The following is a 24,290-nucleotide window of genomic DNA, read 5'->3' as shown; positions in this document are numbered from 1 at the left end:
CCATGTTTAAGAGATATTCATTTTTGCATAATGCTATTGATGGTCTGAAGTTGCAGGTACAGTGAGTTTATATTTTTTCGTTTATGTGTAATTAAAACACAATCAACAAGTTATCATGAAAGTCCGACTGTACTGGCGTGATAGTCACAAAGGGCTCACCTTTCTTAACGCCGCTCTGACATCGTTCTCTATCGAGATAGGTAATTTGCGCAAGTTTTTCACTTGAGCAGTAACGATAATGACAACTGAGATAAATTCGAGCCCCAAACGTAAACTCTCCCTCAAGACCTTTGTGGCTCTGGGAGGAATTCTCTTACTGGTTATTTGGGGACTGTTTCATCGTAGTGTGTCTAATGTTGTCGATGAGCGTTTTTCAGGTCAACTATTTGAACTACCTACTGCGGTTTATTCTCGGGCATTAACGCTCACAATAGATGCACCTATCAGTAAGCAACAATTGCTAGATGAACTGAGAAGTTTGAACTATCAACAAGTGAATTCACCAGCAAGCAGTGGTGAGTATAGCACTCATGGTGACAGTATCACTTTTGTGCGTCGAGCGTTTGAGTTTGATGATGGCTTTCGAGACCTGCAAAGAGTGAGAATCTCCTTTTCCAAGAGTCGTGTTCGTAACATTGTGGATATTGATAGCGGTGAGACGTTAGGATTATTCCAAATCGAGCCTCAACTCATGGGTATGCTTAGTGATACTGGTGAGCAGCATCGTTTATATCAGTCATGGCAGGATATGCCAGAAGCACTGATTAAAGCTCTGCTACTTACAGAGGATCGCGCCTTCTTTGAACATGACGGAATATCACTAACGGCGATTGCACGGGCGTTTTTAACCAATATGAAAGCGGGGCGTACGGTCCAAGGGGGAAGTACCTTAACGCAACAGCTTACCAAAAATTTGTTCTTGACCAGTGAACGTAGCTTAAGTCGTAAACTTCGTGAAGCCTATATGGCGGTTTTAATTGATTCACGTTTCTCTAAAGATGAGATTTTGGATGGTTATGTCAATCAAATTTACCTCGCTCAGCAAGGATCAGATGCGATTCATGGTTTTGAGCTCGGAGCACAATTTTACTTTAATAAGCCACTACAAGAGTTAAGAGTGGACCAGCTAGCGTTGCTCGTGGGGGTCGTGAAAGGACCCTCTTATTACAATCCATGGCGCTTCCCTGAGAGGGTAACTAATCGTCGAAATACAATTTTGAAGTTGCTCGAAGAGGATGGTTTTCTTGAGGCGAGCGAGTATGAAGCAGCCACTGCTAGAAACTTAGATATACAGGTGAGAGGGCGTGTAACCACTAGCCGTCCAGCCTATTTTGATTTAGTTGCTCAAGAGTTGGCTATGCTACTTCCTAATCAAAGTATCCAAGGCGCTCGCGTTTTTACCACGTTAGACCCTATTTCTCAGTTAGAAGTAGAGAAAAGTATTGTTAAAACGCTACCCGCATTAGATGCCATTGCAGGAGCAGAGCTTGAAGCTGCAATGCTAACAGTAGATTATCGGGACGGCTCAATTAGAGCGATTGTTGGTAATAGAGATCCTCGCTTCGCCGGGTATAACTTTGCTAAGCAGGGGAGTCGACAAGTCGGATCCATTATAAAACCAGCCATTTTCTTAGCAGCACTAGAGGAGCCAGAACGTTTTAACCTTGCGACAACGCTAAAGGATCAACCGTTAACTCTAACGCTCCCAAATGGGGATACATGGCAGCCGAGAAACTACACTCGTCAATACAAAGGGCAGGTGCCACTTTATTCTGCGTTAGCAGATTCGCTCAACGTACCAACGGTAAATCTAGGGATTGAGATTGGACTTGATAAAGTGGCGAAAACCATTGAGCAGTTGGGAGATCTCGAAGACTCTATAGCCCCTTTACCATCAATGTTGTTGGGTGCGGTCGAAATGACACCGATGACAGTAAGTCAACTCTATCAGCCCATTGCAAATAAGGGAGAGCGACAAACCTTGTTTATGGTGAGCGCCGTTATGGATTCAAATAATAATAAGCTATACCAACATCACTCGACACCTAACCAAGTGGCACGGGAACAAGCTGCAGACCTAACGCTAGCAGGGTTACAAGCAACCGTGACCGAGGGAACAGGCAGGAATCTTGGGAACATTGGCAAAAATAATCACCTAGCGGGTAAAACAGGCACTACTAATAATGGTAGAGACAGTTGGTATGTCGGTATTGATGGAAAGGAATTAGTGACAGTCTGGGTTGGGCGTGGCGACAACGGTTCAACCAAACTGACTGGCTCAAGTGGTGCTCTGCGTGTTTATCGCGACTATGTCGAACAGCGCAAACCGAGCAAACTTGAAGTTAACTTTGCTGAGGATGTGAAAAACATCAGTTATCGGGCAAGAGATGATGGTTCTTTACGGACAAGTTGTGGCCGAGGCAATATCGACTTGCCAATTTGGGGAGCAGATGAAAACGTATCTTCTGGATGTGCGGGAGAGGAAATTGGTAATTTCTTCAAACGTCTATTTACGATGTAGGTAAGCCTGCATAAGACCTAAATCGAGAATGTTTAAAGGCCATACTTATGGCCTTTATTTTTTATTTCAATAGATAGAGATTTTCCAGACATTGTTGATACAAGAAATCAATAAATTCATTCTCTTTTGGTGTTCTATATTCCATCACCTCACCACTCAGAAAGTTCATCATAAACCTAGGCTGTGGAGCATTAGCTTGTGCCTTTAAAGCACAGCTTTGTATCTGTGTTGCCAAGTAGTTCTCAAATTCGGCATTTTTAGCAGCAATGTGTGCGTTGGAGGCTTCAACGTATAGAATGACACCTAAAAGTACGCAAAACACAATCATGTTTGCAGCGAGGGATTGTCTTGTAAATAGATTAGCTAACTGCATTAGCTATCCCTCATAAAAATAGAGTTGTTCCGGAGGGCATTCGTAGAGCGCTAAAATTCTATCAAAGTCACGGAAAGACCAGATAATGACAACATCTCTAATATTCTGCCTTATACCTATAATACCTAGCATGATATTGTCTTGCTTGTTCAAGGTTCATAATATTCTCCCAATCAAAAGAAGAATTTATGCCATATCAAATCAACCAAATGTGAATATCAGTTAGTCACAGTAAATAGTTAGTTGGCAGCATTCTTTTACCGTTAGTTCCTTAATGGTCCTTAATGGCTTCTTTGATGAGATATTCTAAGTGATTCGAAAGAGCTTTAGCAGCCTGAGGTGTCATATTCAATTGACGCAGAATCCGCATCGATCCACTCACCACCTACTCGTTCAGAGGCGGTGGTGTAAATGATGTAGCACCCTTGGGAAAGTTGGTCATACCCAACGGGGAAAAAATAGAACTGGTTTCTTGATACCTCACCGTACCATTCAGCTTCACCCTGTTCAGTATCAGAGCAGGTGGTTTTCAACTGCATATCAACCCAGTATCTAAGGTCAGAGGTAAACCGCTCACAATTGGCTGCCACACGGGGATACCCACTACGTATGCTTAGCAGGTAGCCATCGATTTCAATTTCATCGGAGCCAGAGTCAACACCTTCTATAACCGCTTTAGCGTGAACTAAATCAGAGCCAGTGCGCAGAGCGGCGCTGAGTCCTTGTACGATACTAGAGCGAGCATCAGACTGAAGGTTTAAGAATCTCGGTGCTGCAATGACCGCTAAGATAGCCAGCACAACAATGACGACAATAAGTTCTATTAAGGTAAACCCACGCATACTATTTCTGGTCATTCGATCATCCATTTTCTTTAAGCTAGAGCACTGCCGAGCGATTATAGCACTAACGAAATATTTCTTTACATACTGTATCTCAATCAAACTAATTATGTAAATACACGGATTTAATAGCTATTTCTTGTGACGCGAATCAATTATTGATGGCACTAACGGTGCAAATTTAGTAGTTTTATTAGCTTAAGTGCGCACGGATAAGCGTACGCTGTTTGAAATATCTTAATAGGGTTTATGGATGAAGTTCTCTATTTCAAAAAAACTGCAAGCGAGTTTTGCAGTGCTGACGTTTGTATTTTTGCTCTCTGGTGTTGTGACTTACCACAAACTTAGTGATGTGCAATCCACTAATGACTTTTTGCTTTCACAAGATCTCCCCGTGGTCGACGCTGGTCGATTGTTTCAGCTAAGTCTCGAACAAACGATATCCTTAACGCGAAGCTACATGTTGTTGGGAGGTGACAGCCAATACTCGACGTCATTGCTTGAGGAAATCGAGCGAATGAAGCAAGAATTGTCTACCAGTTTAAGCAGTTTGATGACTGAGTTCGATAATGGCCAGTTAAATCAGATTCAAGAAAACCTCGCTGACATTGATCATAGCATAACTGCAATTATCACATTGAGCCATACACCAGAAAACTTGCCATCACTGATGCTTTTTTCTGAAGAGGCTGCGCCGATGGCTGAAGTCGTGATCGACCTTCTGCAGAATATGATTAATGATGAAGCATCTGAGCGTGAGGGTGGTGATCGAAAAGCATTATTAAAACTCTATGCAGATACCAGTAATGCGCTAGCCAATGCTTTGTCTAGTATGCGGGATTTTTTAATCTACGGTGGTGTAGAGCCACTTGATAAATATAACGAGTATCTGAACCTTCATGTTTCACTGAGTAAAGAAATAGAGTCTGAAACGTCGAGATTATCAGGTACAGCTCAGCGGTTATGGTCATTAACAAAAGAGATGCAAGAGATCTACTACCCACTATCAGAGCAAGTCATTGAGCTTAGACAGAGTCAAGATTGGAATAAAAGTAATGCCATTATGGCAAGGGAGTTGATGCCTAAAGTTGATTTGGTGACTGCCGCGCTCGATCAGTTAGTTGAAGAGCAAACGAAAAGAGCGACCGCCAAGGGAGATGAAGTTCAGCAGCTCGGCCAAGAAATTATCGTATTCATGCTAATCTCAATGGTATTTGTCATTGCTTTTGCTAGCGTGCTTTCCATATTTATGGGCAATAGTATTGCTCGTAGAGTTAGGCACTTGGCTGATAGAGCGAGTCAAATTTCAAATGGTGACATCTCGCAGCCAGCAGTAGATGATCGCAGTTCAGATGAGCTATCCATGCTCACACAACACATGAACCAAATGAGTCGTTCACTTAATGAGATGGTAGGTGCGGTGAACCATAGCGTCGAAGAGGCAGAGAGGGGTATGTTGACCCTTCTCGAAAAGAACACTAAGACGACGAAGCAAACCGAGCTTCAAAACCAAGCAATTCACCAGGTCTCGGAACAAGCTGTAGAGATCAAGCTGGCGGCTAAAAATACGACTCAGTTGGCATCAGATTCTTTAGCAGAGCTCAATGAATCTCACCTTACTTTGTCACGAGGTAGTGAGTCTCTTGTTCAAAATAGTCAGTCTGTCCTCGCCCTTTACACAACCATTAAAGGGGTTAGCGAGCAGGTAGAAAGGTTAAAAGAAGAAACGGAAGGCATCGAAAAAGTCACTGAGGTGATTGAAAATTTGGCTGAGCAAACTAACTTGTTGGCACTCAATGCAGCGATTGAAGCGGCGAGGGCCGGAGAGCAGGGTAGAGGGTTTGCCGTGGTCGCGGATGAGGTACGAAACCTAGCGACTCGCACAACTCAATCAACGGTTGAAATTGATAAACTGCTTACTGGTATCAAGGCGTCGACTCGAAATGTGGTTGATGAGATCGCTAACGGAGTTTCTTTAGCGGAAAAGAGCAACCACATTACTGAGTCCGTGGTAGAAACTCTGTCAAAGGGAACAAAACAGATTGAGTCTTTGAATGACCAAATGGTCTCGTTGGCTGCGGCAGCAGAACAGCAATTTCAGTCGGTGACCACAATTGATGAGCTAATGCTGAATGTGAACCGTTCTGTAGAGTCAGTGACAGCAGAGAATGATGAGCAAAGCAACGTTACTCAAGGCCTACGAGAAGAGATGCAAGAGTTGGCCCGTGGAATGAGTCATTTTAAGCTTAAGTGAGAGCTAGGCATCGGAACTGCCCAGTTTTGAAAGCAGCTATGAGCGAGAGGCTCATAGCTGCTCAAAGTTATGCGATTTCAGTCTCTTTTGTAGAAAATGAAACTAAATGACGACCTAGCAATTGGAGAACCTCACGTTCGAGTGATTCCTCTGAATGGATATGACTTGCTGCACAGTATGAGGCAGCGTGGTCACAGATTATGCACTTTCGAGGTTCCATTTCCGATGAGCGGCGTGAGACCATCTTCCCATCTCGGTTTAGGACATCAAAATTGAATAGCGGCCCGAGCGGATGGTTGTTTTCTAGCTTAATCATTGCTCTTTTTAGTTGTGTGGAGGATGCGCCTGAAATGGCCATTAATAATCCTTTTCCATCTTTATCCTCAAATGAATCACTCTCAATAACTTTGTAATTGGATTGACTCAGTGTGTCGTGGACTTGCAGCTTTGCGATTGAGTAAATTTTTTCAGCGACTTCACTGTTCGCCATGATTCTCGGGACAAAGGTAGTTACCCTTAATAAAGGTAATCGATACTGCTTTATCCATTTTTGTTGTTGGTCGGTATGTTGCCATGCGTTGTGGCATTGATCTAAAGGGTGTTTATTTTTTGACATAACAGACTCCATTCCTAGCGCATTTCGATTATTGTAGAGCATTGTTTTTGCTAAAAATGTGGTGTAGAAAACACTGTTGTTACCCCGTGTGCAAAAAATCGACTTATTCTAGGTAGCTTTCTCGAAAGTGGTTTGGTGTTTTCTCGGTTACCGATTTAAACTGGCGGTGAAAGAAGGACATATTTTGATACCCCGTTTGAAAAGCAACTTGCTCCACCGTTAACTCAGTTGATACTAACAGTCCACATGCTTGGCTAACGCGGAACTCATTTAAAAACTGAGTGAAAGGTTTCTGGAATGTGCGCGTAAAGTATTTACTGAAGGAGACTGGCGTCATATTTACCAGCTGTGCCATCTCTTTCGCGCTAATCTTTTGGTCGTAATATTGAGTGATGTACTCGAGGATAGTTTCAATGCGCTTGTCAGACGCAAAGTCTTGGCAAAGATTCGTTTGTTGACCAAGTGGCATGACCGATTGTTGCAGGCTTAACTCATGTAATAAGTCGACGAAACCTAATGTACGATGAAAAGGACTCTTAAATCGAAGGCCGTTAAGTTTTTCCCCAAGCGCATCGCAGTTTATAAATGACAGACCACTGTAGCATTGTTCAAAAAGAGTCTTGATGCTGGTGAACTCTGGTTTATCCAACCAGTTGTCTCCTAAGAAGCTATTATCCCACTGAGCATAGACTGATTTTACTCCGGTCTTTGCGTTGCCATCGCTTTTCCAGCAATGCGGTATGTTAGGCGCCAATAAGACCAGTTCACCAGCACTATAGTGCCTGACAGCATTGCCTGTATATGCCGTCCCAGATCCTGAGATGATATAGGTGAGCTCCCATTGAGGGTGATAGTGCCACGGGAAGCTGAACACCTTCTTATCATATTCATTAAAGAACAGCGACTGCTGCTGGGTGTTGGGAACATGCTCTAAAATAGGCTTCACATCGGGCTCCAAAACTATGATCAGGCTCTAATTTTCCCGAACCAAGCGACGATATAAGATATTTAGGGAAAAATAGTACATAACCAAACTAACTCAGTGTTTAAAACAAACACAAATTTGCTCTTAGTATTTCTGTACTTAATCACAGTTTTACACGGAGTAAACCACAATGAGCTTTGACGTTATTGTGTCTGGTTTGAACGTTGTCGACCTACTCGTGACTTTGCCAGAGAAATACACTCATGGCAGCAAGCATGAAGTTGACAACATCATGATTCAAGGCGGTGCACCTGCCGGAAATGGTGCCTGTGGCATGGCCTCTTTGGGATTGAAAACCGCGTATGTCGGATTCTTAGGAGACAATGCCCAAAGCGACATTGCGCGTTCTGAGCTTGAGCGTTGTGGTGTCGATACCAGTCTTTTCCTTCATGATTCAGCCGCTATTCCCGCCACGGCACTGGTTGAAGTGGACCCAAAAACTGCAGAACGTACCGTGTTCTACACCACTCAAGGGTACAGAGCACTGACTCCCGCAGACATTGACCCTCAGTGGTTAGCTGAAACGAGATTGCTCTATGTCGATGGCTATGATGTCAAAGGTAATATCGCACTTCTAAAACAAGCGAAGCAACGTGGAATTCCATCCGTCATTGATATCGAAGCCGGCGATCATACGCAGCTTACCACCATGTTAAAGCTCGGTGAGCACGTTATTTTGCCATTGGAGGCGGCTCAGTTCTTGGCTCAAAAAGAGAGCCCGGAAGCCTGTTTACGCAATCTGAGTGCCATTACGGAAGCTCAAGTTGTGATTACAGATGGGGCCAATGGCAGTTGGGCCGCAACGCCTTCCGGGATTGTTCATCAAGCATGCTTTGAAGTCGCTGTTGTGGATACTACAGGCTGTGGTGATGCGTATCACGCGGCTTACGCTTTTGGTCTTCTTGAAGGCTACGATCTCGTCAAAAGAATGCAATTTGCTGCTGCTTTCGCAGCGATTGTCGCTACCCATTTTGGTGGCCGCACGTCTTTCCCAAGTGCGCAAGATGTCGAAAAATTTATCCAAAATTACAAATAGTAGGTATTGCCAATGAGTATTCAATTCAATGAAAGAGTCGGTCTTCTAGAAGAGCAAATGAAGCCACTTGTTGCGCCAAAGGCGCCAAGAAAAGACGTGCCAGTAGGTTTTATTGGGATTGGTTTTGAACTTCATTTCGATTGGGAAAAAGCGAAGCAGTCATACAGCCAAGCGGTGAGTGATGTTAAAAATGTATTTACCGAATACAACTCGATGCTGGCAGAAAAAGAGCCGATTCAGACTAAAGAGGAGATGCTTGAACTCCTCGAGCGTTACTACGCTGGTGGCATGAAAGCTTTGGTGGTTTACCAAGCCTCCTATATTCAGGGTGATTTGGCTCTGGCGTTAGCAACTTGGCTGGCGGACCACGATGTTCCCGTATTGAGTTGGTCGCATACTGAAACCATTGGTGGAAGCCTAACGGCGAATCGCTTGTGTGGTCAGAACTTCCTGTTAAACAACCTATCCAATATGGAAGTGAAATACTCTTGGATTTTTGAAGAGCCGGGAGCGGAAAGCCTCAATGAGTCTTTGGGGCGCTTTATCAGTGCGGTATCTGCAAAAGCACGCCTAAAACACGCAAAAATCTTGATGATTGGAGGAATGCGAGTTCCTGGTTTCTATGATTGCGAGCTTAATGAAATGTCGATCGCTAAACACTTTGGTTTGGCGGTAGACCGTATTGATATGCACACCGTTTGGCTTCATGGAGAGCAAAAATACACAGAAGAAGAACTTAATCCTATTGTTGATAAGCTACTGTCGTCACCAATGGTGAAAGAGAACTTCGTTAAATATGACGAGGTGCTGAAGTCGGTACGATTGTCACTCGCGATAGTCGACTACGCTAATCAAAATGGGTATGTGGGCGTTGCTCTTAAGAACTGGCCAGAGCTATTTGATAACTACGGTATCTCTGGTGATGGTGCAGGCGCTCTAGTGCAAGATCTTGGTCTGCCCGTTGCTGATGAATCAGACATGGGGGCGTTGCTGACCATGGTGATATTCAATGAACTGACAATGAGCAAAGGCTTGCCGACGTTGATGGATTTCTCTTTCGTTAATCATGCGGAGAACAGAGTCGGTATGTGGCACTGTGGCGGTACTGCGACAAAGTTGATGCGCGAAGGTACACAGCTTGAAGTACGTAACCACAGTATTTTAGACAATTACGACCCAGAAACCTCTTACGGTATGTTGTTTGAGTTCCTGCAGGAAACTGGCCCGGTCACTATAGCGAAGTATCAGTATCCACATGCATCAACGATATTTGCTTTTGAAGGCGATATTGTTGAATCACCTATGCGCTATCGTGGTTGCTATGGTGAAGTTGCTCCAAGCACTCTGTGTTCTAAATCTATTGCTGGCTCAATCATGAATCATGGTATGGACCATCACTGGGTTGTTGCTCGTGGTCATTTAATGGAGACCCTTCGTGAGTTCAATTACTGGGTCGACGTCAATGAGCTAGCGCCAGCTGAAGCCAAAACCACGGGCCGCGGTCTGCCAAAAAAACTCGATTTTTAATCTAAGAGATGAATAGGAACCAATGATGACAACGAATCTCACTTCATTGCTTAATCAATATCGCACGGAAAAACGCTGTTTAGCGGGTTTCAATATTAATGATATTTATGATCTACATGCTGTTGCTTTGGCGGCCAATGAGCTCGATCTGCCTTTTATGGCGATGACATACCCACCAGTTGCAGAGCTAAATGGTACTTACCTCTGCCGTAAAATGGTTGATGGTTTTGAGAAGATTGCAAATAACAAAATATACCTCCACTTAGACCACAGTACATCGGTAGACCTATGTAAGCAGGCAATCGATGATGGCTATGACTCAGTAATGATTGATGGTTCACACCATGATTTGAAAACGAACATTCAAATGACACGTGAAGTTGTTGATTATGCCCGAAGCGCGGGTGTCACTGTTGAAGCTGAAATCGGTAAAATTATGGGCCGCGATGTGGTCGTGCAAAGTGAAGATGACTATCTTGCAAGTGTGGCCGATGTGATTGCACTTTGTGAAGAGGCTGGCCCAAACATTGTCGCGGTAGGTATCGGTACAGCACATGGCTTTACGCCAACAACACCAAAGATCCATTTTGAACGTCTTCAAGCGATTGCGAATGCGGTGCCAAACCCTTTGGTGCTTCATGGTGGTACCGGCATTGCCGACGAAGATATTCAAAAGGCCATCACAATGGGCATTGCTAAGATCAACATAGGTACGATTGTCCATACGACCTATATGCGAGAGGCTCATACGCGTATCAACAAAGATGTTCAATCAGCGTACCCACCATTTATTATGAAAGAGGTGATTCCGGAAGTTCAAGCGGTTGTTCTTGATCGCCTTAAAGCAGTGAACCCTCACTTGTAATTCCTTTCTAATTGCCCGGTGCTGACTTTGCGCTGGGCAACCATTTCCTGCGATGCTCTTTTTGAACCATTTCACTATGGAGGGGAGAGCTTTGCTTAAACTATAGAAAAGAGAGATTGATCATGACGATTGCAGTACCAGAAAAGGCCAAGGTCGCCGTACTCACTGACTTAAAAACGTTTGAGTTCAAACACTACCCATTGCCAGATATTCAAGATGATGAAATCCTAGTTAAAGTAGAAGGGTGTGGTGTCTGTGGCACCGACGTGCATGAATACCGTAATGATCCTTTTGGTGTGATGCCCATTGTTCTGGGTCACGAGGGCACAGGTAAAATTGTCAAACTAGGTAAAAACTTCAAGACAGATACCACGGGCAAAGCACTTGAAGTTGGCTCAAAAATTATCACTAGTATTATTCCATGCGGTGAGTGTGAACCATGCAAATCCACGCCGGCACGAACTAATCTGTGCGAAAATATGGGCTGCTATGGCTTGATGGGAGACCAGCCGGAAAACCGTTTTAACGGTTGGTTTGGTGATTACCTTGTGATTAAACCAGGCTCAACACTGTTTAACGTATCAGAGTTTTCGTTAAAAGAGCGTATTTTGATTGAGCCTGTAGCAGTTGCCGTTCATGCAGTCGAGCGAGCAAAGACGACTAACTTGCTTAATTTTGCGTCACCAGTCGTGATTCAAGGAGCAGGTCCAATTGGCTTGTCAGTTATAGCGGTACTGAAAACCCTAGGTGTTCAGAATATCATTGCGGTGGATGGTCAAGCGTCAAGGCTTGAGCTGGCGAAAGAGCTGGGAGCAACGGAAGTAGTTAACTTTATGGATTTTGATTCCACTGATGACCTGGTTGCAAAAGTGCAATCGTTGACCAAGGGGCGTGGTGCGAAGTTTGCGTTCCAATGTACTGGTGTACCAACAGCAGCATCAACTATTTTCAAGTTAATTGAACGTGGTGGCGGGTTGTGTGAAGTCGGCTTCTTTGTCAACAACGGAGAGACATCGTTTAATCCACACATTGATATCTGTAATAAAGAGATCACTATGGTGGGGTCGTGGGCCTATAGCCCCGAAGACTACCCTAATGCGATTGAGTGTATGAAGGGCATTAAGAGTATCGGCCTTCCGATAGAAAAACTGGTCACGCATGAGTTTGCATTAGATGAGATCACAGAAGCAGTCGAGACGAATATCCGTATGGAAGGGATTAAAGTGATTACCGTAAACGAGTAATTATGATTATCTGGGTGTTAGTGCTTAGCTAGCACCCAGCAGCCTAATGTTCTATCGCTGCAAAAATACGGTGTAGGCTATGAGATGTAGATCCCATTAATTTCAAGAGATAACATAGACATAGTGGATAAATTGCGCAAAGTGACGAAAAGATACGCAGTCAGTCACTATGGGGCGATTTAGGGCTTTTCTTTTTCTCCAGCTGTGGCATATTAAACCTCGTCCCACGACGAAGCGTACATCGTATAATGGCTATTACCTCAGCCTTCCAAGCTGATGATCCGGGTTCGATTCCCGGTGTACGCTCCAAGTTAATTATCTTCAGTAACTCCCCAAAACATAATTTCTATCAAAGCATTAGCACAGCCATAATTCTTCAGCTTAAAGCTATTATTAAAGATTTCTTAACCAATTCCCGTGCACTGAGACCATTTTGAGACCAAATCTAGACCATAGTACTTTTCAGGTAGATATGGTGTTAACTCGTACTAAATGGCCTAGTTGTCAGCCTACTATTACCCCAGTTAATTCGAAACTAGTCGTTGTCATCTGAAACCAATTCCAACAACTCACCCACACTGCACTCTAAGTAGACACACAACTTTTCGAGGGTATCGAAATCTATACGATTGTTTGTTTCATGAAATAGGCGGTTTACTGTACTGCGGTTGATTCCTGTGTCTCTAACAACGTCAGAAATTTTGAGTTTTCGAGCACCCAGTAGTGTGGAAAGATGGCACTTTATCATACTTTTAAGACCTAATATGTTTCCCTAAAGATACAAAAATGGTGTTGACAGGTAATCTTTTGTATCTTAATGTTTCGCTAGAGCTACAAAATGTAGCGAATAAGACAGGAAATGATTATGGCATATACCTATCTCACAACGGAAGAGCTTTCTTCTGTCATCAAGTATGACGCACGTGTCATACGTGAACAACTCAAAGATAACGTGTTATTTGAGGGGGTTCACTATATTCGACCATTTGGTGGACGGAAAATTTTGTTTATATGGGAACGCATCGAAGAAGAAATGCTTAACGGTGTGTGCATAGAAACGATGTTACTGAAATAAAGAGGGGCTTGATATGGGGAGCGTTAACGTAAGACAAGGTTTGTTGTTCTTTGATTTTCGATATAAAGGACAACGATGTAGAGAGTATACGAAATTAGCTGATAATGCTGTAAACAGACGTCGTGCAGCGAAGTTGCTGAAGGTAATAGAAGCAGAAATAGTGACTGATCGCTTTGATTACTCAAAGTATTTTCCAAGTAGCAAAAACGCAGCTAGGTTTGAAGCCCTGAAGGAAAGGCAAAGACAATCGGAGAAGTACTTTGATGCTCCAGATTCACCACTATTCAAAGAGTTTGCCAAGACATGGTTGGCCGAGATGAAAGTCGAATGGAGTCACGGTCACCTCGTAGATGTTGAAGGCGTCTTGAATAAATACCTATTACCGACGTTCGGCAACAAAAGGATCAGCGCCATCAATAAGGCTCAAATCATGCAGTTTCGCTCCTTCCTCGCCAAAGTACCGGGACGAAATGCGCAGTTCTTAAGCCCATCACGGATAAATCACATAATGACACCGCTTAGGATGATTCTTAATGAAGCCGCTGATCGTTATGACTTTACCCCAGCCTGGAAGAATATCAAAGCCTTAAAAGTAGGTCGCACGGAAGTTGACCCATTCTCATTAGAGGAAGTGGAGCTCTTCCTAAAGCATGTTGATGAAGAGTACCTCGCTTATTACATAACTCGCTTTTTTACCGGTATGAGAACAGGTGAAGTTGATGGATTGATGTGGGAAGGTGTAGATCTCGAGAACAAAACCATCACGGTTAGTCAAAGTATTGTGCGTGGCCGATTGAAAGGGCTCAAAACCGATGGTTCATATCGTGTGATTCAGCTTACAGATAGGGTCGTAGAAGCCCTTGAAAAGCATTGGGTTAGCGCTGATAGAACACTGAAATATGTGTTTACTAATGCCCAAAACCGCCATCTTAATTACGCCGTCGTTGCTCGTTCAGTTTGGTATCCTGCTTTAGAACGAGCTGGGATAAAGCCACGTAACCCTTATCAAACCCGTCATACGTTTGCAACGCTGCTTTTAGCCGCTGGTGAATCTCCAGAGTGGATTGCAAACCAAATGGGGCACACAACGACAACGATGCTGTTCCGCGTTTATTCTCGTTATGTCCCCAATCTCACCCGTCAAGATGGTAGTGCTTTTGCTGCATTTCTTCAAACAGGAGGTAAGTTATGAGCTATTCACCTCTGGCTGTGCATTGCACAAGTCTTTGCTTTGATGTTATTCAAAGTCACTACTTTGACGAAATGACAGTTGAAGATATCAAGCAATCTAAAGCAGAAATTTATCTCTTACTAAAAGGCCGAACTTACATGCTACCGCACCAGTATTGGCGGGAAGATCTGTTTCTGGACATGGTAGCAAATAGTGTCGTGGAGGTTCTGTACCAGTGTCACAACCACCGTTCAAAGCGAGATGTGGATTGGGTATTAAGCTTTGTGGAGCGCCAAATTGGTTTAGCAATAGAGAGGACAAAGCACTAGCTGTAGCGATGTAAGTGTTTGTGCTTTGTGCCCAGCAAGTTGTGGCGCAACTAACTTTGAGTCAACTCAAGAGGAATCCCTACGTTTGGCGCAATATTGACACTTCTACTACTAAACCAGCAGAAAGACACCGATAGGGTGGCAGATAAGCCTTAAAGTTCGCCGAATAGTCATGTTTATCCATATTACCTATTGTTCAGGTGAAGATGGCTTATTGATAGAAGCAATTAACGATAAAGACAAAATCACCAAAGCCAGCGTTGCAGCCCAAACTAGACTTGCTACCGATGCCGAAGAACTAAAAGCGCTTAAACAAGCTACGAAGCTATTCAATGCTGAAGCTGCCGCCAAGAAAGTGGTTAAAGAAGCACAAGAGGCCTTGGATTTAGCGACATTCAATAAATACCCTGAAATGACTATTGATGAAGTGAAAGCGCTGATTGTCGATGATAAATGGCTAGCGACATTACAAACCAATATCACAGCTCAAATTGAGCGTGTTACTCAGAAAATGACAAATCGTGTTAAGCAGTTGGAAGAGCGATACAGCACACCAATGCCAGAACTATCTAAGTCGGTTGATGAACTCAGCGATAAAGTGGCAGGTCACTTGAAAGCAATGGGCTTGGAGTGGTCGCTATGAGTACTTTAGAACAGGTGATCCCCGAGGGATATAAGCAAACTAAAGTCGGAATTATCCCTATAGATTGGGATGTTTATACTTTGGGAGAACTATCTGAACTTACTTCCAGTAAACGCATTTTTGAAAGTGATTATGTAAACGATGGGGTTCCTTTTTACAGAGGACAAGAGATCCGGGTTCGATTCCCGGTGTACGCTCCAATCAAACAAATAACGACCTCGGTTTAATGATGTCAGCCTTTGGGAAATCGGTCGACGCAAAAAAATTGCGCAACGATGATCGAAGCGCAATTATACGGTTTCAAACGTTTACTTACTTAGAAACTATAAGTCAGGCCAACACGACTTCTTAGCTGTCTATCGCTGCTTTTGCTACTGACAGAAACGTTACCCAGTTCAACATACGGTCTTAAACTCCAGTCTTTTTCTCTATATCCGAGCTTGAAGTTTGCATCCCAGTTTGAATCTTTATTGTTAAACATGTCGATATCATCGAGAGATTTCCAATAGTTACCTGATAACTCAAACTGGAAAGCATTGTGGTTGTACGCAAGATTTGCAGTAATCTGGCTTGTTTGTTGATTATCCTGATCCACCAGGTCTTTGAATTGATGGCGGTAACGTAGCTTAGTGACAATCCCAGTATCAAAAAAGTATTGCACTTGTACTTGTGGCTTGTAGGTCACTCCAGAGTTGGTGAAGGTTACTAGTGTGGCTGGTATTACCCTCCAACTCTCGTTAATACGGTGCCTGTATCCATATTCGAACTCACTAACATTCGCCTTCCAACCATCAAAGATGTGCCCCTTTTGTTGTGATTCAACGCCAAAGAAGTGATTTCCTATTCCAGTGCCCAATTTTATTTTGGAAGCCCAAGCGTCGGAATCGTGCTTATACTCCTGGCGATAATCGAGGAATGCGGCAGAGGAGGAAAAACTAGCTAATGTTGAAATAATTGAGGCGGCTAAAAGTAACTTGCCAAATTTTTTTCCACGCTTATTGCTTTTTTTCATTGTAAAATTCCATCTTTAAAATGTTTACTTTATTTAAACGGTCAGCGGTCATTATTAAATATGAGCGACAAGGGAGAGGTTGTCCTTGTGCTACAGGGAATATTAAAATAATGCTCGCGATATAGGGGGTTGTACTTTTTAAGGTGCATATTTTTAATATGTCATCGTGGTGTTTCATTGAAAAATACCACGATGACCATTTTTACTATTGAAATGGTAGCTGTTCAATCTCCTTTAACTGTTATGTTATAGATTAAGCATCTCGCTTTTTATTAACTAGGTGTTTAGTTAATTGAGCTATGATTCTAGTGGTGTACTTTAAAGTTGAATTACCGATTCCTCGCCATTAATCGAAAGTAATAGATTTCCACCTTCAACTTCGTGGGTTATTGTCGGTTTATCAAAGCCAATTTTACTAGGTACGAGTAAGGTTAGTACGTCATGGTGTAGTGATGGTGAGAAGCTTATTTCTACATGGCTATGAACGTCTTGCCCCTCAAACTCAGAAGCGTCAACCTCACCAAAGCCAACCACATTTTGAATGCTATCAATCTTATGGCGGCTATCATTAATCACTGACACATCTAACTGAGCAGTTTCTGCTGAGATGCAAAATGATTCGCTGCTAACCGATGTGTCGAAGGTCGTATGCATTAACCAAGTCATATCGACTTCTTTTGTGAATTTAGCTTGGTCTCTAATAACGAATACTTTGCCTTGTACAAACCAAATTTTACGTACGTAAGATTCTATCTCTGGTGTGTAATACTTATAAGCTTCAGTAGCATCACCCTCAATAAATTTTACGTCTTTCTCGGTTTCATAGGAGGATATTTTACCGCAACTCTCAAGACAATACTTGTCGTGATGATCTTTGTATCCTGTCGCTTTACTTTCACCATACTGACCTTTGCCGTTAAATAAAGGTAGATTTTTTGATAAAGACTGTCGACGCCACTTGGAGTGCATATCGACACCATAACCAATATAATAACCCGTAACAGAGGCTAGAGTTTCACCAAAGGCATGAAGAGTAAATGTGTTTTGGTCTGCATGCGAGTGGCTGATTGATCCAAATGGGCTAGACTTAAATATTAGATGAATGTGTTCATCTTTATTAGACATGTTGCTATGAAATGCGGCCCAACCAGTATCTGGAAATACTTTTAGTAGCGGTTCATCACTTGGTGCTTTTGCCTCTGGGCATTCCCATAGAATATTGAATCTCAACTTGTCATAACCAAAGTCCCACCAACCGTAGTTATAGAATTTAGAGTTGGCGTCTTTGTCTCTTGCTTCTAGCTCATCGTAGTACCATACGTACTCAGGGTTTCCAGTTACACCAGCATAATGTTTGATGTTATAGGCAAGTTTGAGGCCTGGCAGGTCACCAAGTGAAGATAAGTCACCGAAACTTGCTCGGCGAGAATGCACTGGCATACAATACAGAGGGAAGTCTCCTGTGTTCTGGTAGAAGGTCTTGTCAAACATGTTAATGTCTGCATAAGCCTTGATGAGATCGAATGCCTCTCCTAGAAATGCGTTCTGAGTATTCCAGTAATCTGGACCTTCTGCCCACCCGCCATCTTCACCGCCCCACGGTGGATAGTGGATAGAGTAGAACTCAAATGCATACTTTAGGTAATCTTTTGCTTTTGGATAATCATGTAGCAGAGCAATACATGTTGGAATAACAGCAGAGCTAATGGAGCGTACACCGTGGCTATCAAGTGGATTTGTTAATAGGTCAATCTCTTGCTCGACATGGAACATAATTTCATCGAGGCGTGCTATCAACGCATTTTTGACGATGACGCGTTCGTCTTGATTGAAGTGATCATAAAGCCAATCATAACCCCATGCGATAGCTACTATGAGTCTAAAAGCTGCTTCATCATTATGAGCTCGGCATGTAACGCCATTGGTGTCATAACCGGCTAGTTTCAACGTCCAAGCTTTTGCCGATTCGATAGCCTCATAATCATCTTTTACAATACCGTAAATAGATAGGTTGCGTGTTGCGTTTAGCGCCATTTGACAGTCGGTATACATCTTACGCCAATAAGGACGCCAAAGTGCTGGTTTGGTTACGGTCTCAATAGGATAAGGACTAGGCTCATCGTAAGGAGTGACACCAACAAACTTCTCTGTAGATTTTTCATAGAATTCATCGAACGAACAGTGGGAGGGGTCAACCGCCAGTGATTTTTTGAACTCAGATAGGGTGCTTTGATTCATGAGTAATCGAGGACGGGTAGTCGCCAGTGTTTGTATAATGCTGTAGTCAAAATCCTTTGGTTCTACTTTAATAGGCAGTAAGTCGACGACGTTTCCGCCCGATTTGTCATTTGCTCTTTTTACTGCCTTGATTGCGTCAATCGACTTTTGATTCGTCATATTTGTTCTCTCTAACTGCTCCGCTATTCGATTAAAGAAAAACCGAATTCAAATAGCGTCTATTTTAAGAAATTGATGTAGAGAGGCACATTTTATCGGTGTACCTCTCTTGTCGTGAACGGATTAAGCCTGCTGTTTATCCAACACACGCTCACGTTTATCGTCTACTGCTTTTACTAACAGAAGGCCAACTGCCAAGACGATCGCACCGCATAAAACGAACACCATTCGACCCCAAATCGGGTTAGGCAATACAAACATCGCCATTACCGCAATACCTGCAACACTGATCAACGAGCCAAGCATGCGACGCTGTTTATTGTCCAACGCTTTTTGTGCATCTCCTTCAGAAATCAAAGGTGTTGCTAAGTTCGTGAAGAATTGGTCAACATCTTTTTGACGTTCCTCATTTAATGGCTTGTAGAATAGTGTTGAAAGTACAAAGAAGCCGCCGGTGAACACTATGTGACCAACAAGTCCAATAACAACTTTAGTGTCTGACCATTCGCGACCAGTAAGCGCTGTATCAAGGTTGAACCAGTTTTGAATGTCATCAGCAGTAATTACAATACCGACGTAATAAGAGACGACGGCACCAACTGCAAGTGTGCCCCAACCAGCCCAGTCAGGTGTTTTCTTGATGAAGAAACCAAGCAATGCAGGAATAGTTGTTGGGAAACCAATCAAAGCACCAAAGTACATCATTGTGTCAAAGAGACTCAGGCCCTTTAGCGAGTTTATGAATAGCGCAACCAAGATGATCAATACACCAAATACCGTTGATGTGATTTTTGATACTGTAACGAGCTCTTTTTCTGTTGCTCTTGGTCTAAGTACTGATTCGTAGAAGTTTTTAACGAAAATCCCTGAATTTCTATTAAGGCCAGAGTCCATTGAGGACATGGTTGCTGCGAACATTGCGGCAATCAACAAGCCAACCATACCTACAGGCATGTACTCTTCGACGAAATACAGGTATACAAAATCACCTGCTTTTCTACCTGCTTCGGGATAGATGGATGCTAAGTCTACACCTTGACCTGCGACAAACCAGCTTGGCATAAACCAAATGACAGGGCCAATTGCTGAGAGGAAGCATGCCAGAAGTGCAGCTTTTCTCGCGTTATTAGAGTCTTTGGCTGCTAAGTAGCGATATGAGTTTAGCATGTTGTTGGTAATGGTGAATTGCTTTAGGAAAATGAAAAAAGCCCAAAAACCAAAGATACTCAGGTAGTTAATGTTTTCACCAACAATAAAAGATTCGGAAGGGAAGTTTTCAACGATGTTTGACGCACCACCTCCGTGAACAAGGGCAACAATAGCAGCTGTTACAGTCACTGCCATGATGATCACCATCTGCATGAAGTCAGAAGCAATAACAGCCCAAGAACCACCAGTCACTGACATACCCAATACGACGAGGCCTGTGACGACAATCGTTGTATTCATATCAAAACCAAAAATGCCAGAGGCGATGATAGCCAAACCATTCAACCAAATACCAGCGGCGACTACGCTGTTAGGCATACTTGACCAAGTAAACACTTGTTCGTTGGTTCGACCAAATCGCATTCGGATTGCCTCAATGATCGTAATAACACGCATTTGACGGAATTTTGGTGCAAAGTAAAGGTAGTTCATCAAGTAGCCAAAGGCATTGCCGATAAAAATGATCGCAACACTAAAGCCATCAGAGTACGCTTTACCGGCACCACCACTGAATGTCCACGCACTAAACTGGGTCATAAATGCAGTGGCACCTACCATCCACCACAACATATTCCCCCCTCCTCGAAAGTAGTCGCTTGTACTGTTAGTGAATGTCCTAAACATCCATCCAATTGCAATCAAAAAAATAAAGTATAGCCCTACGACAGTAGTATTAATATCCATGCTATTTAACCTTAAAAATGTAAAGTTTGGGGTAAGTTAAAATTTGGCATAAATAACATCCTTGGCAGTAAATGTTCATTTTTGCCAATGTGAGTGTTTATTTTTGCCTCTCGTGCTTAATACGTATGTAATTTTACAAATTCGATAGCTTTATGGCCGAATCAAATACATTTGTTCCAGAGGGTTAGTTAACCCTGCCGATTTTTCGCTAACATAACTTATGTTTAAATTAATTTAGCACCTAATATTTTCAATAACTGTGAGCAAAACCCCACAATGAAAACTTGCATAGTTTATGAAAATTTTCACAAATCGTAAATTTATGATTTTATTGTCTATTTTTCGTTGTAGTGAACTTGCATAGAGGGAGGGTAGGCGATGAGGAGTTGAAAGATAAGTGGCAGGGTTGTTAGCAAATAGACCAACTGAATGACATTTTTGACAACGATTATTCTGATAGAGGTAGCACCTTCATAGATGACGTAACGGAGTGAAAAAGCTATGATAAAAGCAACATCAATTTTTATGGACTAGTAGTTTTGGTAAACAAAAAAACAAAAAAACCAACGTTAGAGTATATTGCAAACATTGCAGGTGTATCGATTACTACAGTATCCCGAGTGATTAATGGCAGCTCTCTAGTCAGAGAAGAAGTGGCTAAAGACATAAAGAGAATCATTTCAGAAACGGGTTACGTACATAAAGCTTCAAAAATAGAGCTCCCACTCTCTATGACTGAAGTCGATTTTTTCTGTTTGGAACACCTTTACACTGAGAGCTCGTTTTATGCCGAAATAATTCAGTCAATAAAGAAAGAATTTGAAAGCAAAAAAATAGCTATAAATATCCAGCTATATAATAAGCATACGACATCTAGTTTGTTGAGTTCTTTGATAAGTAATAGTCAAGCTATTTTGGTTCTTGGGGAACCGGAAGATAACCTTACACAGCTTTTGTACGATACAAGGCTACCAGTGTTGCTGATCAATGCGATAGATAGTCAAATGAAGATTCCAAGTATCCACCCTGACTATGAGCTAGGCGGTTATATGGCGGCATCTTACCTCATCGAAAATGGTCATACTAAAGTTAAGGTCATTACCTCTAATGACAGACACTCTACTTGTCAGAGAACCGACGGTTTCTTGAGAGCACTGCTATTTTCGAATATCGACCATGATAAAGATGACGTTGTGGTAGATTTAAACACCTACGAAAAAAGTGATCATACAAACTTTGGCGCGCAAGAGTTATTACCAAAACTCATTGCCCAAGGCTTGTTTGAAGATGTTACCGCAGTTTTTTGTGTGTCCGACAAGATTGCATACACACTCATTAATGCTCTTAATAGCCATAACATACGTGTTCCAGATGATATTTCTGTCATTGGCTTCGACAATCTAACATTGTCTTCTATTATCCAACCCGCGCTGACGACGTTAAGTGTAGACTATTCGAGCCTTGCTAAGGCAACCTTAATTAAGTTGGTACGTTTGTCAAACGAACCGGGGAATATACGTAATCGGGCGACCATTCCCGTTGAAGTTATAGAGCGTGAAACAGTAAAGTACATCACTCCAATGTAATATTTTCAGGCTTACGTAACGAGTATATATCACTGCAACATTCCTACAGACTGTATTTGTTGTCCAGACTGTAGTTTGAGTGTTGCGAGATTACTTTCGGGTTGGTTGATCGTTGTTCGATTTGTCGGCAACTAAGTTCCTGCTTTTACTAAGTATCTTATAGTGTGCTCATTGTCATACTTTTGGAAAAATTTCAAACAAAATGAAAATTTTCAATTTCGCCGCCATTGAATATTTAATTATTAAAATCAACAATTTAAGTTGATTTGTTTCGGTGGCCCTCTCTGTTTGTGCAAATAATGTTCTATTTGTGCACAAAGTTTGACACTCACTGTTTTATATAAAAAATTTACAGTTTTTAGGCATGGCTAGCGATGAGCCGCTGATCAGTTGTGCACAGTGAAACAACCGAATCGTAATATTCTTCTGTAAATTTGAAATGAAAGGCTTTTATGAAAAACATCATAGCAACTACCCTCATGGTTTTTTCGATGTCATCTGTAGCAGATCAAATTGACCTGAATAGTCAGCTGACCTACATAAATATTGATAAAATTGTAGAGAATAGAGAAAAAATTGATAATCAACATGCGTTGTATACGACAGCTCTTAAAAATAAAATTGAACTAGCCGAAAAGGCATTGGAGAGTGAGGCGAACCCTGTCACTAACAAACCAAGGCCAGGACCGAGTGGCAGTCTCAACGATTATGTAAGCATTGGGCCTTATTGGTGGCCAGATGACACTAAAGCGGACGGTCTTCCTTGGATAAGAAAAGACGGCCAAGTCAATCCATTAACGAGAGGCGATAACACTGACCAAAAGCGAACTAAGTCATTTCTTACCGATTTGGAACATTTAAATATCGCCTATCTTTACACAAATGATGCTAAGTATATGGAGAAGGCGCTAGAACTTATCGACATTTGGCTTGTTTCACCGAAGACAAAAATGAACCCCAACCTAAACTATGCTCAAGGTGTTCCGGGAGATAGTGATGGTCGCCCATTTGGTATTATAGAGTTTGTTCAAGTGTCCAATATTGTAACGAGCATGGAACTGCTTGAAGAGTCAGGGATAGCGTCTCCATCTTTCCTTGAGGAGGTAGAACTGTGGTTAACAGAATATTTAGCTTGGTTGCAAACGAGTGAGTTAGGTCAGCAAGAAAGTACCAGGTTGAATAACCATGGTACTTGGTATGATGTACAGGTTTTGGGACTCATGATGTATTTGGGGCAGCTCGATCAAGCAAAGAGTTATGCTGAACAAGTCAAGTTTGCTCGGATATCATCACAAATTGCTTTTGATGGCTCACAACCCCACGAGCTCGGCAGAACCAAGTCTGTCAATTATAGCAGTATGAACCTTACGGCTTTCTTAATTGTGTCTGAGCTTGCAAGTAAAGTCGGTGTCGATTTGGTGAATTACGAAGGACCACAGGGTCAGAGTATTAAGAAGGCAGCGGAATACATGATCCCTTATGTAGAAGGCCAAAAAGAGTGGACCTACAAACAACTAGGAGATTTAACAAAAGCTTTTAATCAAAAAACGATTCCGGCGTTATTTATTGCCAATTCGGTTTTTGATGAAGAGCTCATCGCAAATGAAATCATCAATTCACGTATAGATTATGTGGATGAGGGGACATTGCTTATGTACTAATTGATGAAAAAAGCGTAGGACTCATAGATAGCGTCATTGCTTCCAGTCTTTTGTCGCGCACACCAGTGCAATCATTTTTGCCAAATGTTTGCACTGCAATTATCTAAAGGTACGTTTTGGGTATCTGACCGCCGCTAGGTAAACGATTCGAGGTTAAGGGTAAATTCTGCTGAAGAACGACATTTCATTTGTCATACATCAATACAACAGTGATTTTAGTAAAACGTAGGTTTATAAAATTTGACGTCACGTTTTCGCTG

The 24,290-nt window shown here is 42.4% G+C and carries 21 protein-coding genes and 1 tRNA gene; 14 read left to right on the top strand and 8 right to left on the bottom strand.

The genetic code is table 11. From position 1 onward, the window contains the following. The first annotated feature begins 238 nt into the window (after positions 1 to 238). Positions 239 to 2,521: a penicillin-binding protein 1B gene (mrcB, locus tag GT360_RS18365; protein WP_164650404.1), complete on the top strand. Its 2,283-nt coding sequence runs from the start codon at positions 239 to 241 to the stop codon at positions 2,519 to 2,521. Between the two features lie 61 nt (positions 2,522 to 2,582). On the opposite strand, the gene GT360_RS18360 is transcribed toward mrcB, so the two are convergent. Together GT360_RS18360 and GT360_RS22030 are read right to left on the bottom strand one after the other, a co-directional pair. Beyond that, on the bottom strand, positions 2,583 to 2,894 hold the full coding sequence (locus tag GT360_RS18360) for a hypothetical protein (RefSeq protein ID WP_164650403.1): 312 nt from the start codon (positions 2,892 to 2,894) through the stop codon (positions 2,583 to 2,585). A 326-nt stretch (positions 2,895 to 3,220) separates the two neighbouring features. Next, positions 3,221 to 3,751: a pilus assembly FimT family protein gene (locus GT360_RS22030; protein ID WP_204274582.1), complete on the bottom strand. Its 531-nt coding sequence runs from the start codon at positions 3,749 to 3,751 to the stop codon at positions 3,221 to 3,223. A gap of 238 nt (positions 3,752 to 3,989) precedes the next feature. Here GT360_RS22030 and GT360_RS18350 point away from each other — a divergent pair, with 238 nt between their 5' ends. Beyond that, a complete protein-coding gene (locus GT360_RS18350) occupies positions 3,990 to 5,990 on the top strand; it encodes a HAMP domain-containing methyl-accepting chemotaxis protein (protein WP_164650402.1) in 2,001 nt (666 codons plus the stop codon). A gap of 67 nt (positions 5,991 to 6,057) precedes the next feature. Here GT360_RS18350 and citX read toward each other — a convergent pair whose 3' ends face one another. Then, positions 6,058 to 6,606, bottom strand: a complete 549-nt coding sequence (gene citX, locus GT360_RS18345; protein WP_164650401.1) for a citrate lyase holo-[acyl-carrier protein] synthase — start codon at positions 6,604 to 6,606, stop codon at positions 6,058 to 6,060. Between the two features lie 103 nt (positions 6,607 to 6,709). Further along, positions 6,710 to 7,552, bottom strand: a complete 843-nt coding sequence (locus GT360_RS18340; protein ID WP_164650400.1) for an AraC family transcriptional regulator — start codon at positions 7,550 to 7,552, stop codon at positions 6,710 to 6,712. Between the two features lie 169 nt (positions 7,553 to 7,721). Between GT360_RS18340 and GT360_RS18335 the strand changes: the two genes are divergently transcribed. From GT360_RS18335 to GT360_RS18315, 5 genes are all read left to right on the top strand, one after another. Beyond that, the gene (locus GT360_RS18335; RefSeq protein ID WP_164650399.1) at positions 7,722 to 8,627 is read left to right on the top strand and encodes a carbohydrate kinase family protein; all 906 of its coding nucleotides are present in this window, start codon (positions 7,722 to 7,724) and stop codon (positions 8,625 to 8,627) included. Between the two features lie 12 nt (positions 8,628 to 8,639). Continuing rightward, the gene (locus tag GT360_RS18330) at positions 8,640 to 10,154 is read left to right on the top strand and encodes an L-fucose/L-arabinose isomerase family protein (protein ID WP_164650398.1); all 1,515 of its coding nucleotides are present in this window, start codon (positions 8,640 to 8,642) and stop codon (positions 10,152 to 10,154) included. Positions 10,155 to 10,176: 22 nt separating this feature from the next. Continuing rightward, positions 10,177 to 11,019: a class II fructose-bisphosphate aldolase gene (locus GT360_RS18325; protein ID WP_164650397.1), complete on the top strand. Its 843-nt coding sequence runs from the start codon at positions 10,177 to 10,179 to the stop codon at positions 11,017 to 11,019. Between the two features lie 122 nt (positions 11,020 to 11,141). Continuing rightward, a complete protein-coding gene (locus GT360_RS18320) occupies positions 11,142 to 12,263 on the top strand; it encodes a zinc-dependent alcohol dehydrogenase (RefSeq protein WP_164650396.1) in 1,122 nt (373 codons plus the stop codon). Positions 12,264 to 12,497: 234 nt separating this feature from the next. Continuing rightward, a tRNA-Gly gene (locus GT360_RS18315) sits at positions 12,498 to 12,572 on the top strand. Between the two features lie 226 nt (positions 12,573 to 12,798). Here the strand turns inward: GT360_RS18315 and GT360_RS18310 are convergent. Continuing rightward, on the bottom strand, positions 12,799 to 13,011 hold the full coding sequence (locus GT360_RS18310) for a helix-turn-helix domain-containing protein (protein ID WP_164650395.1): 213 nt from the start codon (positions 13,009 to 13,011) through the stop codon (positions 12,799 to 12,801). A 117-nt stretch (positions 13,012 to 13,128) separates the two neighbouring features. Here GT360_RS18310 and GT360_RS18305 point away from each other — a divergent pair, with 117 nt between their 5' ends. From GT360_RS18305 to GT360_RS18285, 5 genes are all read left to right on the top strand, one after another. Beyond that, the gene (locus GT360_RS18305) at positions 13,129 to 13,338 is read left to right on the top strand and encodes a hypothetical protein (protein WP_204274581.1); all 210 of its coding nucleotides are present in this window, start codon (positions 13,129 to 13,131) and stop codon (positions 13,336 to 13,338) included. Positions 13,339 to 13,351: 13 nt separating this feature from the next. Further along, positions 13,352 to 14,530 carry a site-specific integrase gene (locus GT360_RS18300; protein ID WP_164650393.1) on the top strand — a complete coding sequence of 393 codons (1,179 nt, stop codon included), beginning with the start codon at positions 13,352 to 13,354 and terminating at the stop codon, positions 14,528 to 14,530. Beyond that, complete coding sequence (locus GT360_RS18295) at positions 14,527 to 14,838, top strand: hypothetical protein (RefSeq protein ID WP_164650392.1); 312 nt, start codon at positions 14,527 to 14,529, stop codon at positions 14,836 to 14,838. The genes GT360_RS18300 and GT360_RS18295 overlap by 4 nt, the downstream gene beginning before the upstream one ends. Before the next feature lie 172 nt (positions 14,839 to 15,010). Then, on the top strand, positions 15,011 to 15,481 hold the full coding sequence (locus tag GT360_RS18290; RefSeq protein ID WP_239502642.1) for a hypothetical protein: 471 nt from the start codon (positions 15,011 to 15,013) through the stop codon (positions 15,479 to 15,481). Then, on the top strand, positions 15,478 to 15,708 hold the full coding sequence (locus GT360_RS18285; RefSeq protein ID WP_164650391.1) for a hypothetical protein: 231 nt from the start codon (positions 15,478 to 15,480) through the stop codon (positions 15,706 to 15,708). Before GT360_RS18290 ends, GT360_RS18285 begins: the two co-directional genes overlap by 4 nt. 89 nt (positions 15,709 to 15,797) lie before the next feature. Here the strand turns inward: GT360_RS18285 and GT360_RS18280 are convergent, their stop codons facing one another. The 3 genes from GT360_RS18280 to GT360_RS18270 form a co-directional block, all read right to left on the bottom strand. After that, on the bottom strand, positions 15,798 to 16,493 hold the full coding sequence (locus tag GT360_RS18280) for an oligogalacturonate-specific porin KdgM family protein (protein ID WP_164650390.1): 696 nt from the start codon (positions 16,491 to 16,493) through the stop codon (positions 15,798 to 15,800). Positions 16,494 to 16,811: 318 nt separating this feature from the next. After that, positions 16,812 to 18,890: a DUF4962 domain-containing protein gene (locus GT360_RS18275; protein ID WP_164650389.1), complete on the bottom strand. Its 2,079-nt coding sequence runs from the start codon at positions 18,888 to 18,890 to the stop codon at positions 16,812 to 16,814. 123 nt (positions 18,891 to 19,013) lie between these two features. Next, positions 19,014 to 20,783: a sodium:solute symporter family transporter gene (locus GT360_RS18270; protein WP_164650388.1), complete on the bottom strand. Its 1,770-nt coding sequence runs from the start codon at positions 20,781 to 20,783 to the stop codon at positions 19,014 to 19,016. A gap of 539 nt (positions 20,784 to 21,322) precedes the next feature. Between GT360_RS18270 and GT360_RS18265 the strand changes: the two genes are divergently transcribed. Continuing rightward, positions 21,323 to 22,369: a LacI family DNA-binding transcriptional regulator gene (locus GT360_RS18265; protein WP_164650387.1), complete on the top strand. Its 1,047-nt coding sequence runs from the start codon at positions 21,323 to 21,325 to the stop codon at positions 22,367 to 22,369. Between the two features lie 452 nt (positions 22,370 to 22,821). Continuing rightward, positions 22,822 to 24,030: an alginate lyase family protein gene (locus tag GT360_RS18260; protein ID WP_164650386.1), complete on the top strand. Its 1,209-nt coding sequence runs from the start codon at positions 22,822 to 22,824 to the stop codon at positions 24,028 to 24,030. Positions 24,031 to 24,290 lie beyond the last annotated feature (260 nt).

The sequence above is a fragment of the Vibrio astriarenae genome, from assembly GCF_010587385.1.
Taxonomy (GTDB): Bacteria; Pseudomonadota; Gammaproteobacteria; order Enterobacterales; family Vibrionaceae; genus Vibrio; species Vibrio astriarenae.
The sequence above is the reverse complement of the archived record's forward strand: the minus strand, read 5'-3'. Positions and strand labels throughout refer to the sequence as shown.

What these genes read in the sequence shown, in the direction of transcription:
- mrcB (WP_164650404.1), top strand. Translation starts at nt 239, where the DNA reads ATGACAACTGAGATAAATTCGAGCCCCAAACGTAAACTCTCCCTCAAG.
- GT360_RS18360 (WP_164650403.1), bottom strand. Translation starts at nt 2,894, where the DNA reads ATGCAGTTAGCTAATCTATTTACAAGACAATCCCTCGCTGCAAACATG.
- GT360_RS22030 (WP_204274582.1), bottom strand. Translation starts at nt 3,751, where the DNA reads ATGACCAGAAATAGTATGCGTGGGTTTACCTTAATAGAACTTATTGTC.
- GT360_RS18350 (WP_164650402.1), top strand. Translation starts at nt 3,990, where the DNA reads ATGAAGTTCTCTATTTCAAAAAAACTGCAAGCGAGTTTTGCAGTGCTG.
- citX (WP_164650401.1), bottom strand. Translation starts at nt 6,606, where the DNA reads ATGTCAAAAAATAAACACCCTTTAGATCAATGCCACAACGCATGGCAA.
- GT360_RS18335 (WP_164650399.1), top strand. Translation starts at nt 7,722, where the DNA reads ATGAGCTTTGACGTTATTGTGTCTGGTTTGAACGTTGTCGACCTACTC.
- GT360_RS18330 (WP_164650398.1), top strand. Translation starts at nt 8,640, where the DNA reads ATGAGTATTCAATTCAATGAAAGAGTCGGTCTTCTAGAAGAGCAAATG.
- GT360_RS18325 (WP_164650397.1), top strand. Translation starts at nt 10,177, where the DNA reads ATGATGACAACGAATCTCACTTCATTGCTTAATCAATATCGCACGGAA.
- GT360_RS18320 (WP_164650396.1), top strand. Translation starts at nt 11,142, where the DNA reads ATGACGATTGCAGTACCAGAAAAGGCCAAGGTCGCCGTACTCACTGAC.
- GT360_RS18310 (WP_164650395.1), bottom strand. Translation starts at nt 13,011, where the DNA reads ATGATAAAGTGCCATCTTTCCACACTACTGGGTGCTCGAAAACTCAAA.
- GT360_RS18305 (WP_204274581.1), top strand. Translation starts at nt 13,129, where the DNA reads ATGGCATATACCTATCTCACAACGGAAGAGCTTTCTTCTGTCATCAAG.
- GT360_RS18300 (WP_164650393.1), top strand. Translation starts at nt 13,352, where the DNA reads ATGGGGAGCGTTAACGTAAGACAAGGTTTGTTGTTCTTTGATTTTCGA.
- GT360_RS18295 (WP_164650392.1), top strand. Translation starts at nt 14,527, where the DNA reads ATGAGCTATTCACCTCTGGCTGTGCATTGCACAAGTCTTTGCTTTGAT.
- GT360_RS18290 (WP_239502642.1), top strand. Translation starts at nt 15,011, where the DNA reads ATGTTTATCCATATTACCTATTGTTCAGGTGAAGATGGCTTATTGATA.
- GT360_RS18285 (WP_164650391.1), top strand. Translation starts at nt 15,478, where the DNA reads ATGAGTACTTTAGAACAGGTGATCCCCGAGGGATATAAGCAAACTAAA.
- GT360_RS18280 (WP_164650390.1), bottom strand. Translation starts at nt 16,493, where the DNA reads ATGAAAAAAAGCAATAAGCGTGGAAAAAAATTTGGCAAGTTACTTTTA.
- GT360_RS18275 (WP_164650389.1), bottom strand. Translation starts at nt 18,890, where the DNA reads ATGACGAATCAAAAGTCGATTGACGCAATCAAGGCAGTAAAAAGAGCA.
- GT360_RS18270 (WP_164650388.1), bottom strand. Translation starts at nt 20,783, where the DNA reads ATGGATATTAATACTACTGTCGTAGGGCTATACTTTATTTTTTTGATT.
- GT360_RS18260 (WP_164650386.1), top strand. Translation starts at nt 22,822, where the DNA reads ATGAAAAACATCATAGCAACTACCCTCATGGTTTTTTCGATGTCATCT.